Source organism: Microbacterium sp. B35-30 (assembly GCF_010634855.1).
Lineage (GTDB): Bacteria > Actinomycetota > Actinomycetes > Actinomycetales > Microbacteriaceae > Microbacterium.
This window is the reverse complement of the sequence record NZ_MWLQ01000023.1, coordinates 40,900-59,878: the sequence shown is the minus strand read 5'-3', so window position 1 is coordinate 59,878 and position 18,979 is coordinate 40,900. Positions and strand designations below refer to the sequence as shown.

12 protein-coding genes are annotated in these 18,979 nt (G+C 69.6%); 6 read left to right on the top strand and 6 right to left on the bottom strand.

Annotation, left to right across the window (positions count from 1 at the left end; translation table 11 throughout):
• Positions 1–16: 16 nt before the first annotated feature.
• Positions 17–595, bottom strand: a complete 579-nt coding sequence (locus B2K11_RS13625; RefSeq protein WP_163618834.1) for a hypothetical protein — start codon at positions 593–595, stop codon at positions 17–19.
• Between the two features lie 42 nt (positions 596–637).
• A complete protein-coding gene (locus tag B2K11_RS13620; protein ID WP_163618833.1) occupies positions 638–1,696 on the bottom strand; it encodes an ABC transporter in 1,059 nt (352 codons plus the stop codon).
• Positions 1,697–1,839: 143 nt separating this feature from the next.
• On the opposite strand from B2K11_RS13620, the gene B2K11_RS13615 reads away from it, so the two are divergent.
• A complete protein-coding gene (locus B2K11_RS13615) occupies positions 1,840–2,493 on the top strand; it encodes a DUF3558 domain-containing protein (protein ID WP_239526055.1) in 654 nt (217 codons plus the stop codon).
• A 15-nt stretch (positions 2,494–2,508) separates the two neighbouring features.
• On the opposite strand, the gene B2K11_RS13610 is transcribed toward B2K11_RS13615, so the two are convergent.
• The gene (locus B2K11_RS13610; protein WP_163618832.1) at positions 2,509–3,123 is read right to left on the bottom strand and encodes a hypothetical protein; all 615 of its coding nucleotides are present in this window, start codon (positions 3,121–3,123) and stop codon (positions 2,509–2,511) included.
• A 265-nt stretch (positions 3,124–3,388) separates the two neighbouring features.
• Here B2K11_RS13610 and B2K11_RS13605 point away from each other — a divergent pair, with 265 nt between their 5' ends.
• From B2K11_RS13605 to B2K11_RS13595, 3 genes are read left to right on the top strand one after another with little or no spacing between them, the layout of a single operon-like run.
• Complete coding sequence (locus tag B2K11_RS13605) at positions 3,389–4,177, top strand: hypothetical protein (protein ID WP_163618831.1); 789 nt, start codon at positions 3,389–3,391, stop codon at positions 4,175–4,177.
• Positions 4,174–4,593 carry a phage holin family protein gene (locus tag B2K11_RS13600; protein WP_163618830.1) on the top strand — a complete coding sequence of 140 codons (420 nt, stop codon included), beginning with the start codon at positions 4,174–4,176 and terminating at the stop codon, positions 4,591–4,593. Before B2K11_RS13605 ends, B2K11_RS13600 begins: the two co-directional genes overlap by 4 nt.
• On the top strand, positions 4,593–5,288 hold the full coding sequence (locus B2K11_RS13595; protein WP_163618829.1) for a DUF3618 domain-containing protein: 696 nt from the start codon (positions 4,593–4,595) through the stop codon (positions 5,286–5,288). The genes B2K11_RS13600 and B2K11_RS13595 overlap by 1 nt, the downstream gene beginning before the upstream one ends.
• 94 nt (positions 5,289–5,382) lie before the next feature.
• Here B2K11_RS13595 and rpoC read toward each other — a convergent pair whose 3' ends face one another.
• The 3 genes from rpoC to B2K11_RS13580 form a co-directional block, all read right to left on the bottom strand.
• Positions 5,383–9,255, bottom strand: a complete 3,873-nt coding sequence (gene rpoC / locus B2K11_RS13590; RefSeq protein ID WP_163618828.1) for a DNA-directed RNA polymerase subunit beta' — start codon at positions 9,253–9,255, stop codon at positions 5,383–5,385.
• A gap of 41 nt (positions 9,256–9,296) precedes the next feature.
• Positions 9,297–12,794, bottom strand: coding sequence for a DNA-directed RNA polymerase subunit beta (gene rpoB, locus B2K11_RS13585; RefSeq protein WP_163618827.1), 3,498 nt, complete (start codon positions 12,792–12,794; stop codon positions 9,297–9,299).
• Between the two features lie 293 nt (positions 12,795–13,087).
• Positions 13,088–13,414: a hypothetical protein gene (locus B2K11_RS13580; protein ID WP_163618826.1), complete on the bottom strand. Its 327-nt coding sequence runs from the start codon at positions 13,412–13,414 to the stop codon at positions 13,088–13,090.
• A gap of 213 nt (positions 13,415–13,627) precedes the next feature.
• Here B2K11_RS13580 and B2K11_RS13575 point away from each other — a divergent pair, with 213 nt between their 5' ends.
• Together B2K11_RS13575 and B2K11_RS13570 are read left to right on the top strand one after the other, a co-directional pair.
• Positions 13,628–16,225, top strand: coding sequence for a DUF4062 domain-containing protein (locus tag B2K11_RS13575; protein WP_163618825.1), 2,598 nt, complete (start codon positions 13,628–13,630; stop codon positions 16,223–16,225).
• Positions 16,219–18,858: a DUF4062 domain-containing protein gene (locus B2K11_RS13570; protein ID WP_163618824.1), complete on the top strand. Its 2,640-nt coding sequence runs from the start codon at positions 16,219–16,221 to the stop codon at positions 18,856–18,858. The genes B2K11_RS13575 and B2K11_RS13570 overlap by 7 nt, the downstream gene beginning before the upstream one ends.
• Positions 18,859–18,979 lie beyond the last annotated feature (121 nt).

Below are 18,979 nucleotides of genomic sequence, written 5' to 3'. Positions count from 1 at the left end.
GGCCCCGGCGCGCCGATCACTCGTCGAACTCGTCTTCCCAGGGCCAACGCGGACGGTGTGCGCGCGTGCGCACGAGCGCGATCCCGCTCCACGCCGACACGAACGCAGCCGCCGCGACGGCCAGGCCGAACCACGAGGTCGCCAGGCGTCCGGCGACAGCCGTCGCCACGCCGAGGTCGGCGCCGGTGAAGACGGCGGCGAACCACACCCCTCCGACGTAGGCGAGGAACGCGGCGGCCGTCGTCCACGCGGCACCCCAGTACGACGGATGCCGCGTCCCGGCGCCCGCGGGCGACGAGGCGCCCGCGCCTCCCGCTGCCGGCTCCGCGCCGGGGGCCGCGGCATCCGCAGGACTGCCCGCCCGGGCGATCGCGGCCCACAGTCCGCCGGCGAATGCCAGCGTGGCGCACACCACGCCGGCGATCCCGGGGATCTGGCCGAGGCCCGGCGCCGCGATGACGTCTTCACCCGCCAGGAGGCTCGTCATGCCGAGGCCGAAGATGGTGAGCGCGACGAAGCCGATCGTCGCGAACGCGAGGGCGATCGGCGGGCGCACCGGTCCCGCCGACGCTGCGCCTGCCCCGTCACCGGCCATGGCGCCAGCCTACGTCGGGACCGGCCGCGCGGGTGGGTGCGGCTACGCGCGAACGAGCTGCGGCCCGGCCTCGAGCGTGCGCTCGTACTCGCGCTGCGCCTCGACGTTGAGCTCGGTGACACGTGCCGCGCGGGCCGCGGCCCAGGCCCCGAACCAGATGGTGAGCTCGCGCCCGATGACGAACGCGGCGATCGCCAGCGGGGTGAGCAATTCGGCCTCGGCGAGGTCGCCGCCCTCGCTGGCCGTGAGCTCCCAGAACGGCGCCTGGAACAGCGCGCCGAGGATGTGGCCGCCGTAGGCGGCGATGCCGACGAGGATGCCGAGGATGACCCACGCGCCCCAGCGACCGCGGTTGATGATCGCCCCGAGCAGCCAGAACGCGATGAAGAAGACCACGACCGGCACCCACAGCGACCACGTGGCCAGTGCGCCGAGGACCGTCGTGCCGACGTTCTCGCCGGTGACCTCTCCCTCGATCGCGCCGACGCCGAGCCAGACGGCGAGATAGAGCACCGCGAAAGCGAGGGCGGCGAGAAGGCCGATGGCGCCGGCTGCCGCGCGGTTTCCGCGCGGACGCGGCGCCTCGGGCGCCTGCACGAAGATGGGCTGCGGAGCGGCGGCGGCGGCGACGACGGCGGGCTCGGCGACGACCGGCTCGCTCGGAGTCACGACCGGTGCCGCCACGACCGTCGGCGCGTCGTCGGCAGCGACCGGCGCGACGGGTGCCGCGGTCGAGGTGTACTCGAGGGATGCCGCCTCCGGCGATGCCCACGGGTCGGGCTCCGGGTCGGCAGGTGCAGCGGTCGCCGGTGCGACGACCTCGTCGGTCGCGACGTCGGCCGGCTCGGCGGCGCGCCGCGCAGCGGCCTCGTCGGTCACGACCGGGGTGTGCTCGTCGGACGCGGCGGTCTGGTCGGACACCACATCTTCATCGGAGCGGTCGGCGGAGATCGGAGCTTCGGCGGGGGCGGCGTCGGCGGCGACCGCGTCACCGCGGGCGGCCTCTGCGTCGGCGAGACCTTCGTTCGCACGGCCGACGACGTCGTCGACGCCGTTGGGCTCTTCGACGGGTTCGCCGTAAGACGACTTGGGGTCACTCATCGCAGGCACTCCTCACGCAGGGCCAGTCCCCGCAGTGGCAGAGTAGCCCGCAGGTCCACGCATGCCGCGGAGGCGTGCCGCGAGAATCCACAGCAGGCGCACGGCGCGGCGTCTCGCGCAGCGCCGCCCACTACCCTGAGCCCATGGCATCCCCAGCGACCCGGCTCCCGGTGTCAGCCCTCGCCGGCCCGCGCAGCGTCGCGCGCACGCCCACCCGAGCGCGGCGGCGTGCGGCGGGCGCGGCATCCGTCCTCCTCGCTCTCGTCGTCCTGACGGCGTGCGCCCCCGACGAGGCCCCCGCCGGCGGTGAGTTCACCTACACGCCGACTCCTTCGGCGGACGCCTCGGCGACGCCCACCCCGACACCGTCGGCGACCGCCCTCGCCGACATCCCCGACGACTGCCGCGCGATGCTCACCGCTGATGTGCTGGCGCAGCTCGACGGGGTGCCGCTCAACGATCCCGCCTTCGGCTCGTCGGGTCCCCAGCCCGATGGCGGCCTGGTGTGCGTGTGGCGCGATCCCGCCACCGACACGACCGGGCTCGTCACCACGATCAGCTACATGTCGCGCGGCCCGGCGCTCGAGATGCTCAACAAGCTCGTGGCGGACGAGGGCTACACCTGCTACACGCCGGACGGCGGCACGCGCTGCGAGAAGACCTGGCAGAACGCGACCTACCCGGTCACCGACGGCCGCACCCTGTTCTGGCGCGACGACATCCTCGTCGACACGGCGTACTCGAATCTCGCCCCCATCGGGTACACCGCCGCGCTCGTTGCGAGCATCTTCGGCTGAGGGACGTCCTCCGGGTCAGCCCCAGATGGTGCGATCGAGTCGCGCTCCGAAATCCTCGGGGTGCCACTGGGTCTCGACACTCACGAGCCAGAGCCCCTCGCGCAGGGTGTGCTCCTCCCGCACGGCGCCCCGCGTGCGTGCGCACGCCGTCGCGGGCCCCTTGGCCTCACACGAGAACCCCTCGCCGGCGAGCGCGGCCTCGGCGATGGCGGCGGCATCCGCGTCGACTTTCGAGAGCGTCGTGACGATGTCGCCCGTGTCGAACCGCCACGTGCAGGTCACCAGCACCTCGGGCGCCGCCGCGTCGGCGAACGATGTCGCGGTCGTCGCCGGCGGCGCCTGGGACTGGCCGAGGAGCGACCCCGGCCGCCACATCAGCTCGTTCCACAGATCGTCGGCGTACAGCGTGCGGCAGTCGATCGCGCCGCCCTCCGCTGCGGTCTGCGCCGGCGTCTGACGGGGTGTGGCGCTCGGCTGCGGCGCCGTAGCGCTCCGCAGCCTGTCGCCGACCCACGCGACCGTCACGGGCAGCATCGGCAGCGACAGCCACACGAGCGTGCCCACGACGGCGGCGCACAGCATCCCGGCGGGCACGGCGATCCAGGCATTGCGACCGCCGATCCGCGACATGGGGCCCCCAACCTCCGTCTTCCACGGTAAGCCGGGGGGCCGAGTTGAGATCGATACACGCCGCAGAACCGTCGCGGCGGCCGCGACGGCGCGAGAACGGTCGCCGCGCCCTCCCTCGCGGCTCCGGGCTGGAAGGATACTCCGCCGATGCGCCGAGTGCCACCCTCTCTTCACAACCGGGTTCATCACGCACGGTTGTCGTCACGGCGGATCTCCGAAGCCGGCACATCGCCGGCCCGACCCCGCCGCGAGATGGAGGAGGAGCATGTCGACTTACGACACCGACCCGTATGCGAATCAGAGCACGGGTTCCGGCCAGAGCACAGGCTCGGCCGACGTCAAGGAGCGCGCGGTCGAGACCGTCGCGGAGGTGGACGCGGGTGCCAAGTACGTCGCCGGCGTCGCCGGCGAAGAGGCCAAGGACGTGGCCCACGACGCGAAGGACGCCGCTCGCGGTTTCCTTTACGAGACCCGCGCGCAACTGTCGGACCAGGCGTCGACGCAGCAGCGCCGAGCCGCGGGCGCACTGCGCACTACGGGCGACGAACTCGCCGGGCTGGCTGACGGCACGGCTACGGGCTCCGGAACGGCGACCAAAGCCGTGCGCGCCGTCGGCGAGCAGACCCGCCGCGTCGCCGACTGGCTGGAGCAGAAAGAACCCGCCGACGTGGTGTACGAGGTCCGGACCTTCGCGCGCCGGCACACGGGAGCCTTCCTGGCCATCGCGGTCGGAGTCGGCCTCGTCGCCGGTCGCCTCACCCGGGCTCTCGTCTCGGACGCCCGCGACAATGATCGGACCACGGACCGAACGCTCGATGCCTATGGCCGCACCCAGCAGCCCCTCGTCACGGGCTCACCGACCGTCGCAGGCGGCACCACCGCCGGCCTCGGTGGCACGGCTGCCGGTGCCGGCGCGCTGGGAACGACGGGCTACGAGGGTGACACCCCGATCGGCGACGCTCTCTCGAGCGACCCGCTGACCACCGGCACCAGCCCCGGTGCGACCACCGGAGCAGAAGACGAGTGGTCCGCGACAGGAGAGGCACGACGATGACGGATATGCCCACGCCGTCTCAGCAGAAGGCGGCCGAGACATCGCTGGGCGAGCTGGTAGGCGAGGTTTCGCGTGACCTGTCAGAGCTCATGCGCAAGGAGCTCGAGCTTGCGAAAGCCGAGCTCTCAGAGTCGGCCAAGCGAGCCGGCGCGGGCGCAGGGCTCCTCGGCGGCGCCGGGTACGCCGGCGCGATGGCAGTCTTCTTCCTGTCCGTCGCCCTGTGGTGGGGTCTTGGCGACCTCATCGACAGCCTCGGCTGGTCGGCCGTGATCGTGGCCGTCATCTGGGTGATCATCGCCGCGATCCTCTTCGCCGTCGGGCGGAAGCGACTGAAGACCGTGCAAGGGGCTCCGAAGACGGTCGAGACCGTCAAGGAGATCCCCGACGCGCTCAAGAGAAATCAGGAGAACCGATAATGAGCAACGCAGAGCAGATCCGCGCCGATATCGAGGTCACGCGCGACGAACTGGGCCGGGATGTGGACGCACTCGCCGACAAGGTCTCGCCACCGAAGATCATGGAACGGCAGAAGACGCGCGTCCGGCAGGTGCTCGGCGACGTCAAGGGTCGTGTGATGGGCGTCGCCGACGACGTCGGCGACTCGGCATCCTCGGCCGGCCACACGGTCGGCGACAAGCTCGGCGCGGCGGGCGACGCGGTGAAGGACCTGCCGAACCGAGCGAAGGCGCAGACTCAGGGCACGCCGCTCGTGGTCGGGCTCCTCGCCGCCGGCGTCGGCTTCCTCGTCGCGAGCCTCATCCCCGCGACGGACGCTGAGAAGCGCTGGAGCACCCAGCTCCGCGACCAGGCGCAGCCGCTCGTCGACAAGGCGGTGGACAAGGCGAAGGATGCCGCGCAGGACGTGGCGCAGAACCTCAAGGAGCCGGCGAAGGACGCCGTCAACCAGGTCAAGGATTCGGCCGCCGCATCCGCCGAGACCGTGAAGGAAGAGGCTCAGAGCACCGCGGAGCGGGTCAAGGCGAACGTCGCCCCGAGCAGCGGTTCGACGGGCAGCACCGGCACCACCGGAGTTTCGGGCACCCCCGGAGCCACGGACACGACGGGCACGACCGGCACCACGGGTGACACGGGGAAGACGACGCAGTACTGAGTCGCGGCATCCGTTTCCCGCAACGACGAAGGGCCCTGGCAGAAGCCAGGGCCCTTCGCTTGCGACGTGCGGGTCCGATCGGACCCTGGTCGACTCAGTTGTAGTCGGTGGTGAAACCGTCCGTCGAGAAGCTGTCGAAGTCGACGTAGCTCAGGTCGGCGTCGGTGTACGCGCCGTCCGAGGCGAAGATGCGGTTGGGGTACCGCTCGCTCTTGGCCTCTTCCGTCGCCTCGACCGTGACATCGCGGTACTTCGCGAGGCCGGTTCCGGCGGGGATGAGCTTTCCGATGATGACGTTCTCCTTGAGGCCGACGAGCGGGTCGCTCTTGCCCTCCATGGCCGCCTGCGTCAGGACGCGGGTGGTCTCCTGGAACGACGCGGCCGACAGCCACGACTCGGTCGCGAGCGACGCCTTCGTGATACCCATCAGCTCGGGACGACCCGACGCGGGGCGCTTGCCCTCGGCCACGGTCTCGCGGTTGATGTTCTGGTACTTCTTGAAGTCGACCAGCTCACCCGGCAGCAGCGTCGTGTCGCCGTGGTCGACCACGGTGACCTTCCGCAGCATCTGACGGACGATGACCTCGATGTGCTTGTCGTGGATCGGCACACCCTGCGAGCGGTACACGCCCTGGACGCCGTTCACGAGGTACTTCTGCACCTCGCGGGCACCCTGCACGCGCATGACCTCCTTGGGGTCGAGCGTACCGACCTGCAGGGGCTGACCGACCGTGACGCGCTGCCCGTCCTCGACCAGGAGCGTCGCGCGCTTCAGGACCGGGTAGACGTGCGGCTCGTCGCCGTTGTCGGGCGTGAGGATGACCTTCTTCGACTTCTCGGTCTCGTCGATCGTGATGCGGCCATCGGCCTCGGCGATCGGCGACGCACCCTTCGGGGTGCGGGCCTCGAACAGCTCCTGCACGCGGGGCAGACCCTGCGTGATGTCATCGGCCGAGGCCGAACCGCCGGTGTGGAAGGTACGCATGGTCAGCTGCGTGCCGGGCTCACCGATCGACTGGGCCGCGATGATGCCGACGGCCTCGCCGATGTCGACGATCTTGCCGGTCGCGAGCGAACGGCCGTAGCACTTCGCGCAGACACCGACGGCCGAGTCGCAGGTGAGCACCGAGCGGACCTTGATCGACTCGACACCCGCCGCCACCAGCTTGTCGATGAGCACGTCGCCGACGTCCTCACCGGCGGAGGCGACGACCTCGCCCTTCGGGTCGACCGCGTCGGCCGCGAGCGTGCGGGCGAACACCGAGTTCTCGACGTTCGCGTCGCGCACCAGTTCACCGTCGGCGCCGGGGGCGGCGATGGTGAACTCGAGGCCCTTGGTCGTGCCGCAGTCCTCCTCGCGGATGATGACATCCTGCGAGACGTCCACGAGACGACGGGTCAGGTACCCCGAGTCGGCGGTACGGAGGGCCGTGTCGGCCAGACCCTTACGGGCACCGTGCGTCGCGATGAAGTACTCCGCCACCGACAGACCCTCGCGGTACGAGGAGATGATCGGACGCGGGATGATCTCACCCTTGGGGTTGTTCACCAGGCCTCGCATACCCGCGATGTTGCGGATCTGCAGCCAGTTACCACGAGCACCCGACGAGACCATCCGGTTGATGGTGTTGTCGGCCGGGAAGTTGTCCCGCATCGCCTTCTGGACCTCGTCGGTCGCCTCGGTCCAGATCTTGATGAGCTCCTGACGACGCTCGGCGTCGGTGGTGAGACCCTTCTCGAACTGCGCCTGGACCTTCGCGGCCTGCTTCTCGTAGCCCGCGACGATCTCGCCCTTGTTCGGCGGCGTGAGGATGTCGCTGAGCGCCACGGTGACACCCGAACGGGTGGCCCAGTAGAAGCCGGCGTCCTTGATGCGGTCGAGCGAAGCCGCGACCTCCACCTTCGGGTACTCCTCGGCCAGCTTGTTCACGATCTGCGACAGCTTGCCCTTGTCGGCCTGCTCGCGAACGAACGGGTAGCCCTTGGGGAGCGTGTCGTTGAAGATCGCCTGGCCGAGCGACGCGTCCACGAGGCCGTGGCGCTCGTAGCCCTCGGGCGCTTCGCCCTCGAGGAACGTCAGCCCGGGGACGCGGATGCGCACCTTGGCCTGCAGGTCGAGGGTGCCCTCGTCCTTGGCCAGGATCGCCTCGCCGACCGAGCCGAACACGCGGCCCTCGCCGGCTGCGCCCTCGATGACCGTGGTCAGGTGGTGCAGACCGATGATCATGTCCTGCGAGGGCAGGGTCACCGGACGGCCGTCCGACGGCTTCAGGATGTTGTTCGACGCCAGCATCAGGATGCGGGCCTCGGCCTGGGCCTCGACCGACAGCGGCAGGTGCACGGCCATCTGGTCACCGTCGAAGTCCGCGTTGAACGCGGCGCAGACGAGCGGGTGCAGCTGGATGGCCTTGCCCTCGACGAGCTGAGGCTCGAAGGCCTGGATGCCGAGACGGTGCAGCGTGGGTGCGCGGTTGAGCAGCACGGGACGCTCGCGGATGATCTCCTCGAGCACGTCCCACACCTCGGGACGCGTGCGCTCGACGGCGCGCTTGGCCGCCTTGATGTTCTGCGAGTGACCGAGGTCGATCAGGCGCTTGATCACGAACGGCTTGAACAGCTCGAGCGCCATCTGCTTGGGCAGACCGCACTGGTGGAGCTTGAGCTGCGGGCCGACGATGATGACCGAACGGCCTGAGTAGTCCACGCGCTTGCCGAGCAGGTTCTGACGGAACCGGCCCTGCTTGCCCTTGAGCATGTCGGACAGCGACTTCAGCGCACGGTTGCCCGTGCCCGTGACGGGACGACCGCGGCGGCCGTTGTCGAACAGCGCGTCGACGGCCTCCTGCAGCATCCGCTTCTCGTTGTTCACGATGATCTCGGGAGCACCGAGGTCGATCAGGCGACGGAGGCGGTTGTTGCGGTTGATCACGCGACGGTAGAGGTCGTTCAGGTCGGAGGTCGCGAAGCGGCCACCGTCCAGCTGCACCATCGGGCGCAGCTCCGGCGGGATCACCGGGACGACGTCGAGCACCATCGAGGCCGGGCTCATACCGGTCTGCAGGAACGAGTTGACGACCTTGAGGCGCTTGATCGCACGGATCTTGCGCTGGCCCTTGCCCTCGGAGATCTGCAGGTGCAGGTCCTCGGACTCCTGGGCGAGGTCGAACGCCTCGAGGCGACGCTTGATCGACTCGGCGCCCATGTGGGCCTCGAAGTACTGACCGAAGCGGTCCTGCAGCTCGTGGAAGATCTCGTCTTCGCCCTTGAGCTGGCCGACCTCGAGCGTGCGGAAGTCCTCCCACACCTTCTCGAGGCGCGTGATCTGGTCGTCGGTGCCCTTGCGGATACCGGCCATCTCCTTCTCGGCGGCGTCCTTGACCTTCTTCTTCTGGTCGGCCTTGGCACCCTCCTCCTCGAGCGCGGCGAGCTCCTCCTCCAGCTTCTGGAGGCGAGCGGCGACACGCGCGTCGCGGCGGTCGGCGAGCGTCTTGAGCTCGAGGCGGATGTTGTTCTCCTGCGTCGAGAGGTCGCGGTGGCGAGCCTCCTCGTCGACGGAGATCACCATGTAGGCGGCGAAGTAGATGACCTTCTCGAGGTCCTTCGGCGCCATGTCGAGCAGGTACCCGAGGCGCGACGGGACGCCCTTGAAGTACCAGATGTGCGTGACGGGCGCGGCGAGCTCGATGTGGCCCATGCGCTCACGGCGCACCGAGGACTTGGTGACCTCGACGCCGCAGCGCTCGCAGACGATGCCCTTGAAGCGGACGCGCTTGTACTTGCCGCACGCGCACTCCCAGTCGCGCGAGGGTCCGAAGATCTGCTCGCCGAACAGACCGTCCTTCTCGGGCTTCAGGGTGCGGTAGTTGATGGTCTCGGGCTTCTTGACCTCGCCGTAGGACCAACGACGGATGTCGTCAGCGGTGGCCAGGCCGATGCGAAGCTGATCGAAAGTGGTTGATTCGAGCACTGGTTCTCCTGTGTCGGAAATTCGTTCGTTACCTGGCGCGCTTAGATCTCGTCGATCGACGACGACTCGAAGCGGCTGGAGATGTTGATGCCGAGCTCTTCCGCTGCGCGGAAGGCGTCGTCGTCGGTGTCGCGGAGGTTGACCGCCGTGCCGTCGGCCGAGAGCACCTCGACGTTCAGGCAGAGCGACTGCATCTCCTTCATGAGCACCTTGAACGACTCGGGGATGCCGGGCTCCTGGATGTTCTCACCCTTGACGATCGCCTCGTACACCTTGACGCGGCCGAGGATGTCGTCGGACTTGATCGTGAGGAGCTCCTGGAGCGCGTACGCGGCGCCGTAGGCCTCGAGGGCCCACACCTCCATCTCACCGAAGCGCTGACCACCGAACTGCGCCTTACCACCGAGCGGCTGCTGGGTGATCATCGAGTACGGGCCCGTCGAGCGCGCGTGGATCTTGTCGTCCACGAGGTGGTGCAGCTTCAGGATGTACATGTAGCCGACCGAGATCGGAGCCGGGAACGGCTCGCCGGAGCGGCCGTCGAACAGCTGCGTCTTGCCCGTGGAGTCGATCAGGCGGTCGCCGTCGCGCGTGGGCAGCGTCGAGTCGAGCAGACCCGCGATCTCGGCCTCGAAGGCACCGTCGAACACCGGGGTGGCGACCTTGGTGCCCGCGGGGGCCTCGAACGCCTGCTCCGGAAGCCGGGCGGCCCACTCGGGGGTGCCCTCGACCTTCCAGCCCTGCTGCGCGATCCAGCCCAGGTGCAGCTCGAGGACCTGGCCGAAGTTCATTCGACCGGGGATGCCGAGCGGGTTCAGGATGACCTGGACCGGCGTGCCGTCCGCAAGGAACGGCATGTCCTCGACGGGGAGGATCTTCGCGATGACGCCCTTGTTGCCGTGACGACCGGCGAGCTTGTCGCCCTCGGTGATCTTGCGCTTCTGGGCGATGTAGACCACGACGCGGCGGTTGACGCCCGAGCCGAGCTCGTCGTCGCCGTCCTCGGCGTTGAACTCCTTGACCGCGATGATCGTGCCCTGCTCACCGTGGGGCACCTTCAGCGACGTGTCGCGGACCTCGCGGCTCTTCTCGTTGAAGATCGCGCGGAGCAGGCGCTCCTCGGCCGACAGCTCGGTCTCGCCCTTGGGCGTGACCTTGCCGACGAGGATGTCGCCGGGGCGGACCTCGGCGCCGATGCGGATGATGCCGCGCTCGTCGAGGTCCTTGAGCAGGTCGGGGCTCACGTTGGGGAGATCACGGGTGATCTCCTCCTTGCCGAGCTTCGTGTCGCGCGCGTCGACCTCGTACTCCTCGATGTGGATCGACGAGAGGGTGTCGTCCTTCACCAGGTCCTGGCTCAGGATGATCGCGTCCTCGAAGTTGTGACCCTCCCACGTCATGAACGCGACGAGGAGGTTCTTGCCGAGCGCGAGCTCGCCGTTCTCCGTCGCGGGACCGTCGGCGATGACCTCGCCGGCCTCGACGCGCTCGCCGGCCGAGACCACGACGCGCTGGTTGTAGCTCGTGCCCTGGTTGGAGCGGTCGAACTTGCGCAGGAAGTAGTCCTGCGTGCCGCCCTCGTCGAGCTGCACGGTCACGACGTCGGCCGACACCTCGACGACGACACCCGCCTTGTCGGCGGTGACGACGTCACCGGCGTCGATCGCGGCGAAGCCCTCCATGCCCGTGCCGACCACCGGCGACTCCGAACGGAGAAGCGGCACGGCCTGGCGCTGCATGTTCGCGCCCATGAGGGCGCGGTTCGCGTCGTCGTGCTCGAGGAACGGGATCAGCGAGGTCGCGACCGACACCATCTGGCGCGGCGAGACGTCCATGTAGCCGATCTCCTCCGAGTGGAAGAGGTCGACCTCACCGCCGTTGCCGCGACGGGCGAGGACGCGGTCCTGGGCGAAGCGGCCGTCGGCCTTCAGCTCGACACCGGCCTGGGCGACGATGTAGTCGCTCTCTTCCGAGGCGGTCAGGTAGTCGATCTGGTCGGTGACCTTGCCGTCGACCACGCGGCGGTACGGCGTCTCGATGAAGCCGAACGCGTTGATGCGCGCGAACGAGGCGAGCGAGCCGATCAGGCCGATGTTCGGGCCTTCCGGGGTCTCGATGGGGCACATACGGCCGTAGTGCGACGGGTGGACGTCGCGGACCTCGACGCCGGCGCGCTCACGCGACAGACCGCCGGGGCCGAGGGCCGAGAGGCGGCGCTTGTGCGTCAGACCCGCGAGCGGGTTGTTCTGGTCCATGAACTGCGACAGCTGCGACGTTCCGAAGAACTCCTTGATCGCGGCCACCACGGGGCGGACGTTGATCAGGGTCTGCGGCGTGATCGCCTCGATGTCCTGCGTGGTCATGCGCTCGCGGACGACGCGCTCCATGCGCGACAGACCGGTGCGGACCTGGTTCTGGATGAGCTCGCCGACCGCGCGGATGCGACGGTTGCCGAAGTTGTCGATGTCGTCGACGTCCAGACGGATCTCGGCCGGCTTGCCGCCGCGCACGCCGTCGAAGGTGACGTCGCCGCGGTGGATGCGCACGAGGTACTTGATGGTGGCGACGATGTCGTCGACCGTCAGCACCGAGTCCGACAGCGGCTTGTCGAGGCCGAGCTTGTGGTTGATCTTGTACCGGCCGACCTTGGCGAGGTCGTAGCGCTTCGGGTTGAAGTAGAAGTTGTCCAGGAGCGCGCGGGCGGCCTCGGCGGCGACCTGCTCGCCCGGACGGAGCTTGCGGTAGATGTCGCGGAGGGCGTCTTCCTTGGTGAGGATGGTGTCCTTCGACAGCGTCTCTTCGATCGAGTCGAAGCCGGCGAACTCGGCGAGGATGTCCTCGCTGGTGAGGCCGAGCGCCTTGAGGAAGACGGTGACCGACTGCTTGCGCTTGCGGTCGATGCGGACGCCGACCTGGTCGCGCTTGTCGATCTCGAACTCGAGCCATGCGCCACGGCTCGGGATGACGCGCGCCGAGACGATGTCCTTGTCGGACGTCTTGTCGGCGGTCTTGTCGAAGTAGACGCCGGGCGAACGGACGAGCTGCGACACGACGACGCGCTCGGTGCCGTTGATGATGAAAGTGCCCTTGCCGGTCTGGAGCGGGAAGTCGCCCATGAAGACCGTCTGGGTCTTGATCTCACCGGTCTGGTGGTTCATGAACTCGGCCTCGACGTAGAGCGGGGCCGCGTACGTCTTGCCGCGCTCCTTGCACTCCTCGATGGAGTACTTCTCAGGCTCGAGGTAGGGGTTCGTGAACGAGAGCTGCATGGTCTCGCTCAGGTCCTCGATCGGGCTGATCTCCTCGAAGATCTCCTCGAGGCCGCTGATCTCGGGCACGTCGGTGCGACCGTCGGCCTTCGCCTGGGCGACGCGGGCCTTCCAGGCCTCGTTGCCCACGAGCCAGTCGAACGACTCGGTCTGCAGCGCGAGAAGGTCGGGGACCGTCAGCGTGTCGGAGATCTTGGCGAACGAGAGGCGGGAAGCTCCGCGTCCGTTCTTGGGGGTGGTGGGGTTGGATGCGTTGCGCGCAGCAGCCAAGGGGATTACCTCCGTGGGCCCGTAGGGCTCGTTTCCTTGTCGTCAGGTGGAGTGCTCTCTTCCCCGAAACCCGCGCGGCACTCCTCGCGTGAACGCGGGGGGCGCGGGCACAGCCGACCACCATATGAGGGCAGGGGGAATCCAAGAGCGCAAAGACCAACTATACGTCGAACGACGCGCCGTGTCCAGTCCGATCCTTGACGACTTTCGGATGCTGCGGTATAAACGCGCGCAGCACAGCGCCCGCGGGCCCAGCCCAGGGGCCAGACCGCGCGGGCGCGACGTGGTGCTGCCTACTTCTTGCCGAGGTTTCCTCGGCAAGCCATGCCCGGGTTCACGCCGACGTCGATGCCGGCGCTCACGAACATGCCGTAGCTCTGGATGCCTTTGTAGCCGTTCTTCTGGTTGCCCCGCATCGCGAGCATGTCGTCGTCGAAGCCCTCGGGGTTGCCCTCGACACTGTCGATGGTGTCCTGCCCCGAGAACGCGCACTCCGACGCGGAGTTGTTGGCGCCTTGCGCCTCACCGCCGTTGCCGGTCGCCTCTCCTGCCATCGCGGCTCCGCCGCTGCCGAGCACCAGCCCGATCGCCACCGCCGCGCACGCCAAGACCTTCTTCATTGCATTCCCCTCCCCATGGTGACGCCCGAAGTCCCGGATCGGACGAACGGCGTCCCCTTCGGCGCCGTCACCGCCGCACCATACTCCTGACGGAGGCCGAGCGGAAGGACGCCCGCGGAGGAACGACCGCTGCCGATACACCGATGCACTGAAACCGTGGCGGAATCGGCCGGACAGGTCCATGATGTGGTCATGACTGGGGGACGATCCCCCGTGATCCGCACGCCCGACCAGCGGATCCGGGTGTTCGTGAGCTCGACCCTGCGCGAGCTCGGCGACGAACGTGAAGCGGTGAGGTCGGCCATCGAGCGCCTACGGCTCGCGCCCGTGATGTTCGAGCTGGGCGCCCGCCCGCATCCGCCGCGGGACCTCTACCGGTCCTACCTCGCGCAGAGCGACATCTTCATCGGCATCTACGGCGCCAGCTACGGCTGGGTCGCCCCCGACGAAAACGTCTCCGGCCTCGAGGACGAATACAACCTCGCCGCCGCCGAGATGCCCAAGCTCATCTACGTCAAAGACACCGACACCCGCGACGAGCGCCTCACCCAGCTCATCGCCCGCATCCAGGCCGACGACACCGCCGCCTACCTCCACTTCCGCAACGCCGCCGACCTCGAAGACCAGGTCGCCGGCGACCTCGCCATGCTCCTCGCCGAACGCTTCGACCAGTCCCGGCACGACGGTGCACCGGCCGGCGCGGCCGACATCGGCCTCACTGCGCGGGTGCCGGCGCCGTACACCGAGACGATCGGGCGCGAGGGCGAGCTCGCCGAGATCCGCGCACTGCTGGCCGGAGGACAGCACCGGGTCGTGAGCCTCGTCGGCCCCGGCGGCATCGGCAAGAGCCGGCTCGCCATCGAGGCCGCCCACGCCGACGCCGATCTCTTCCCCGACGGCGTCTTCTTCGTGCCGTTGGAGGGCGTGCTGGAGCCGGGATTGCTGCTGCCGACGATCGCCTACGTCCTCGGCGTGCGCGACACCGGTGCGGCGACGCTCGAAGAGCGCATCGCACAGGCGATCGGCGACCGCCATGTCCTCATCGTGCTCGACAACTTCGAGCAGATCATCGACGAGGCTCCGGTCATCGTCGGTCTCTACACGCTGGCTCCGCGCGCCTGCTTCCTGGTGACCAGCCGGAATGTGCTGCGCATCCGCGGCGAACGCGTGTTCGATGTCGAAACGCTCGAGACGCCCGCCCCCGAAGCTCCTGCGACCCTCGCCCAGGCGCAGGCCTCCTCGGCGTGCCGGCTGTTCGCCGAGCGCTCCGCCGCCGCGCTGCCGGGCTTCGAGCTGACGGCGCAGAACGCACAGGACGTCGTCGAGATCTGCCGGCGGCTGGACGGCCTGCCCCTGGCCATCGAGCTCGCCGCGGCGAAGATCCGGTTGCTCTCGCCCCACGACGTCGCCGAGAGACTCGGGAACAGCCTCCCGCTGCTGTCGACCTCCGCGCGGGACCTGCCCGATCGGCATCGCACGATGCGGGCGACGATCGACTGGAGTGTGGGTCTGCTGACCGAGGACCAGCGCGCGATGCTCGAGGACCTCGGGGTGTTCGCGGCGCGGTTCACCCTGGAGGCGGTCGAGGCGGTCGGCATGGGGCGATCCTGGGGTGACGAGACGATCGAGACGCTCGCCGCACTCATCGACGCATCCCTGGTGCAGCGCCTCGACTCGGGCGGCCGAACGGTCTTCTCGCTCCTCGCCATCGTCCGCGAGTACGCCCTCGGGGTGCTCGAGTCCCGCGGCGCGGCCGACGCGATGCGGATCGCGCACGCAGAGTATTACCTGGCGCTGGTGCGGCGGATCGCACCCCGGCTGCGCGGCGCCGCACAGATCACCGCCGTCGCCGAGCTCGGACTGGAGGTTCCGAACCTGCGCGCGGCTGCGCGGCACCTCGTCCAGGAGGACCGGCTGGACGACGCGGGCGACTTCGCGTGGACGCTGCTGCCCTACTGGTGGATCTCGGGCTACTTCGCCGACGTGCGCGTGTGGATGCTGGAGCTCCTGGAGAAGCAACTGCCGATCACCGCCCGCACGCGTGCGATCGCGACGTTCTTCCCGCTGTGGGCAGAGCTCTGGCAGCGGCCGAGCGACCAGGTGGTGGCGGGGCTCGGCGAGGCGGTGCGACTGTTCACCGAGAGCGGAGACGAACAGGCCGCCGCGATGGCGCTCGCGGCACAGGCGTCGACCCGGCTGCAGTTCCCCGACCTCGACCCCGCTACGGCACGCGCCGAGTTCGAGAGCGCGATCGCGAAGCTCCACGGGCTGGGCGACAGCTGGGCGGAGTCGCTCGCGGAGGTGGCGCTCGGGCAGCTGGGCGTGGTGTGCCGTGACATTCCCGCGGCGCTCGCCCATTTCGACCGCGCAGTCCAGATCGCCGAGGCCGCAGACGATGCGTTCACTCGCGTCGTTGCGGGCAGCAACCGCGCCCGCCTGAGGTTCATGCTCGGCGACCACGAATCCGCGGAAGAGGAGTTCCTCGTCATCCTGACCCTGTCGATACGGCTGCACTTCGTCGACGGCGCGACCTACGGGATCGAGGGGATCTGCGCGGTCGCGGCCTCGCGGGGCGACGGCTGGCGGGCGGGCGCCCTCGCGGCGGTAGCGGCGACGATCCGCGAGAAGACCGGCGTGTACGACCCCGCGGGGTTCGCCGTGCACCTCGAACCGCTCGCGGCCCTGCGCGCCACCGACCCCGAGAGCGTCGAGGCCGGGGCCCAGGCCGGTGCGGAGATGGCTCTCGCAGACGCCATCGCCATCGCACTGCCCGAACCCGAGGCCGATCTGCAGAAGGTCCCGTCATGGTGACCGGTCTTGCGCGATCCCCCGTGATCCGCACACCCGACCAGCGGATCCGGGTGTTCGTGAGCTCGACCCTGCGCGAGCTCGGCGACGAACGTGAAGCGGTGAGGTCGGCCATCGAGCGCCTGCGACTCGCGCCCGTGATGTTCGAGCTGGGCGCCCGTCCGCATCCGCCGCGGGACCTCTACCGGTCCTACCTCGCGCAGAGCGACGTCTTCATCGGCATCTACGGTGCGAGCTACGGCTGGGTCGCTCCCGGAGAGGAGGTCTCCGGCCTCGAGGACGAATACAACCTCGCCGCCGCCGAGATGCCCAAGCTCATCTACGTCAAGGACGCCGACCCCCGCGACGAGCGCCTCACCCAGCTCATCGCCCGCATCCAGGCCGACGACACCGCCGCCTACCTGCACTTCCGCTCCGCCGACGACCTCGAAGATCAGGTCGCCGGAGACCTCGCCATGCTCCTCGCCGAGCGCTTCGACGAATCGCGGGCATCGGCGGCATCCGAACCGGAACCGGTGATTCCTTCCCTGATCGGCCGGGTGCCGGTCCCCTACACCCCGACGATCGGCCGCGAGGCGGACATCGACGCTGTCAGGACGCTCCTCGCACGCGGCACAGATCGCGTCGTGAGCCTCATCGGCCCCGGTGGCATCGGCAAGAGCCGCCTCGCGATCGAGACGGCGCTGGCGTGCGGCGACATGTTCCCCGACGGGGTGTACTTCGTGCTCCTCGAGGGCGTGCTCGAGCCGGGGCTGCTGCTGCCGACGATCGCCTACTATCTCGGCATCCGCGACAACGGCGAAGCCGCCCTCGAGGAGCGCATCGCCCACGCCCTCGCCGATCGCCGGGTGCTCATCGTGCTCGACAACTTCGAGCAGATCGTGGATGCCGCACCCGTGCTCGTGCGGCTGTACACGGTCGCGCCGACGGCGACGTTCCTGGTGACGAGCCGCATCGTGCTGCGTATCCGCGGCGAGCGCGTGTTCGAGGTGGCGCCGTTGACGACGCCGGCCGGCGACGGCCCGGCGAGCCTGGACCGTGCGACGCGTTCGGCCGCGGTGACGTTGTTCGTCGACCGGGCACGGGCGATCGACGCCGACTTCGACGTCAGCGCCGAGAACGCCGCCGACCTGGCCGACATCTGCCGCCGGCTCGAGGGACTGCCGCTGGCGATCGAGCTCGCGGCCGCCAAGGTGCGCATCCTCAGCCCCGCCGGCATCGCCGAGCGTCTGGAGCGCAGCCTGCCGCTGCTGACGGCCGCCGTGCGCGATCTTCCCGAGCGGCACCGCACGATGCGCGCGACGATCGACTGGAGCGTGAGCCTGCTCCCCGACTCGCAGCGCGAGCTGCTCGAGGACCTCGGCGTGTTCGCCACGCGGTTCACGCTGGATGCCGTCGAGGCGCTCGGCGAGGGACGTTCGTGGGGCGAACACGCCATCGACGCCCTGACCGCCCTCATCGACGGCTCGCTGGTGAAGCAGAGCCAGGTCGGCGGGCGGCGCGTGTTCTCGCTGCTCGCGCTGGTGCGCGAGTACGCGCTCGGACGACTGAAGGACCGGGGTGACGCGGTGCGGGTGCGCCGCGCGCACGCCGACTACTACCGCGGGCTCGTGCAGCGCATCGCGCCCGACCTGGGGGGCAGCGGGCAGGCGGACGCCGTGGTGCGACTGGGCCTCGAGCTCCCCAATCTGCGCGCCGCGGTGCGCCATCTCGTCCATACGAACCGGCTGGACGACGCCGGCGACTTCGCGTGGAGCCTCCTCATCTACTGGTGGATCTCCGGCTTCTTCGCCGAGGTGCGGCTCTGGATGCTCGAGCTGCTCGAAAAGCAGCACGACCAGCCCATCACGCCGCACACCCGCGCGATCGCATGGTTCTTCGCGCTCTGGGGCGAGATGTGGCAGCGTCCCAGCGAGCAGGTGGTCGCCGGACTCGGGGAGTGCGTACGGCTGTTCATCGAGAGCGGTGACGAGGATGCCGCGGCGATGGCTCTCGCCGCGCGTGCGACGGCGCGCGTGCAGTTCTCCATCTTCGACACCGACAGGGCGGAGGCGGAGCTGCGTGAGGCGGTCGTCACGCTGAGCGCGCGCGGCAACACGTGGGCGGAGGCCATCACGGAGGTCTCGCTCGGGCGGCTGGCGTGGGTGCGGGGCGCCACCGACGACGCCCTGGCGCACTTCGACCGCGCCACCTCGGTCGCCGAATCGCGCGGCGACCTGTTCACCACGTCCGTCGCCGGCAACCTGCGCGCGCGGCTGAACTTCCAGCTCGGACGCACGGAGCAGGCGGAGCGCGAGTTCGTCCACACCCTGCTGCTGTCGATCGGGCTGCACTACGAGGAGGGCATCGCGTACGGACTCGAGGGCGTCTGCGCCGTGGCAGCCGCGCATGGCGAGGCGTGGCGGGCGGCGGCACTGGCGGTCGCGGCCGGCGAGATCCGGCGGCGCATCGGCATCTTCGACGTCGAGGCCTTCACGGTCCACACGCCGCACCTCGAGATCCTGCGCGGCCACGACCAGGCGAGTGTCGAGGCGGGTCGGACCGCGGGCGCCGAGCTCACGGTCGCCGAGGCCGTGCAGCTCGCGCTGCCCGAGCACGAGTGGGAGACCGTCGCGGACTCGCTCCGCGCCTGGTAGGCACAGGCCGGGCCACGGATCCGGGCGCCGGTGCCAGCGACGGCTGGAGGGGCGTGGGGACCGACGTCGGCACGTATCAGCAGGTCGCGCACCGGGCTCTGGTGCGGTGAGGAGCCTGCTC

Excerpts from the sequence above, each read along its gene's own strand:
- B2K11_RS13625 (WP_163618834.1), bottom strand. The coding sequence starts at position 595 with ATGGCCGGTGACGGGGCAGGCGCAGCGTCGGCGGGACCGGTGCGCCCG.
- B2K11_RS13620 (WP_163618833.1), bottom strand. The coding sequence starts at position 1,696 with ATGAGTGACCCCAAGTCGTCTTACGGCGAACCCGTCGAAGAGCCCAAC.
- B2K11_RS13615 (WP_239526055.1), top strand. The coding sequence starts at position 1,840 with ATGGCATCCCCAGCGACCCGGCTCCCGGTGTCAGCCCTCGCCGGCCCG.
- B2K11_RS13610 (WP_163618832.1), bottom strand. The coding sequence starts at position 3,123 with ATGTCGCGGATCGGCGGTCGCAATGCCTGGATCGCCGTGCCCGCCGGG.
- B2K11_RS13605 (WP_163618831.1), top strand. The coding sequence starts at position 3,389 with ATGTCGACTTACGACACCGACCCGTATGCGAATCAGAGCACGGGTTCC.
- B2K11_RS13600 (WP_163618830.1), top strand. The coding sequence starts at position 4,174 with ATGACGGATATGCCCACGCCGTCTCAGCAGAAGGCGGCCGAGACATCG.
- B2K11_RS13595 (WP_163618829.1), top strand. The coding sequence starts at position 4,593 with ATGAGCAACGCAGAGCAGATCCGCGCCGATATCGAGGTCACGCGCGAC.
- B2K11_RS13580 (WP_163618826.1), bottom strand. The coding sequence starts at position 13,414 with ATGAAGAAGGTCTTGGCGTGCGCGGCGGTGGCGATCGGGCTGGTGCTC.
- B2K11_RS13570 (WP_163618824.1), top strand. The coding sequence starts at position 16,219 with ATGGTGACCGGTCTTGCGCGATCCCCCGTGATCCGCACACCCGACCAG.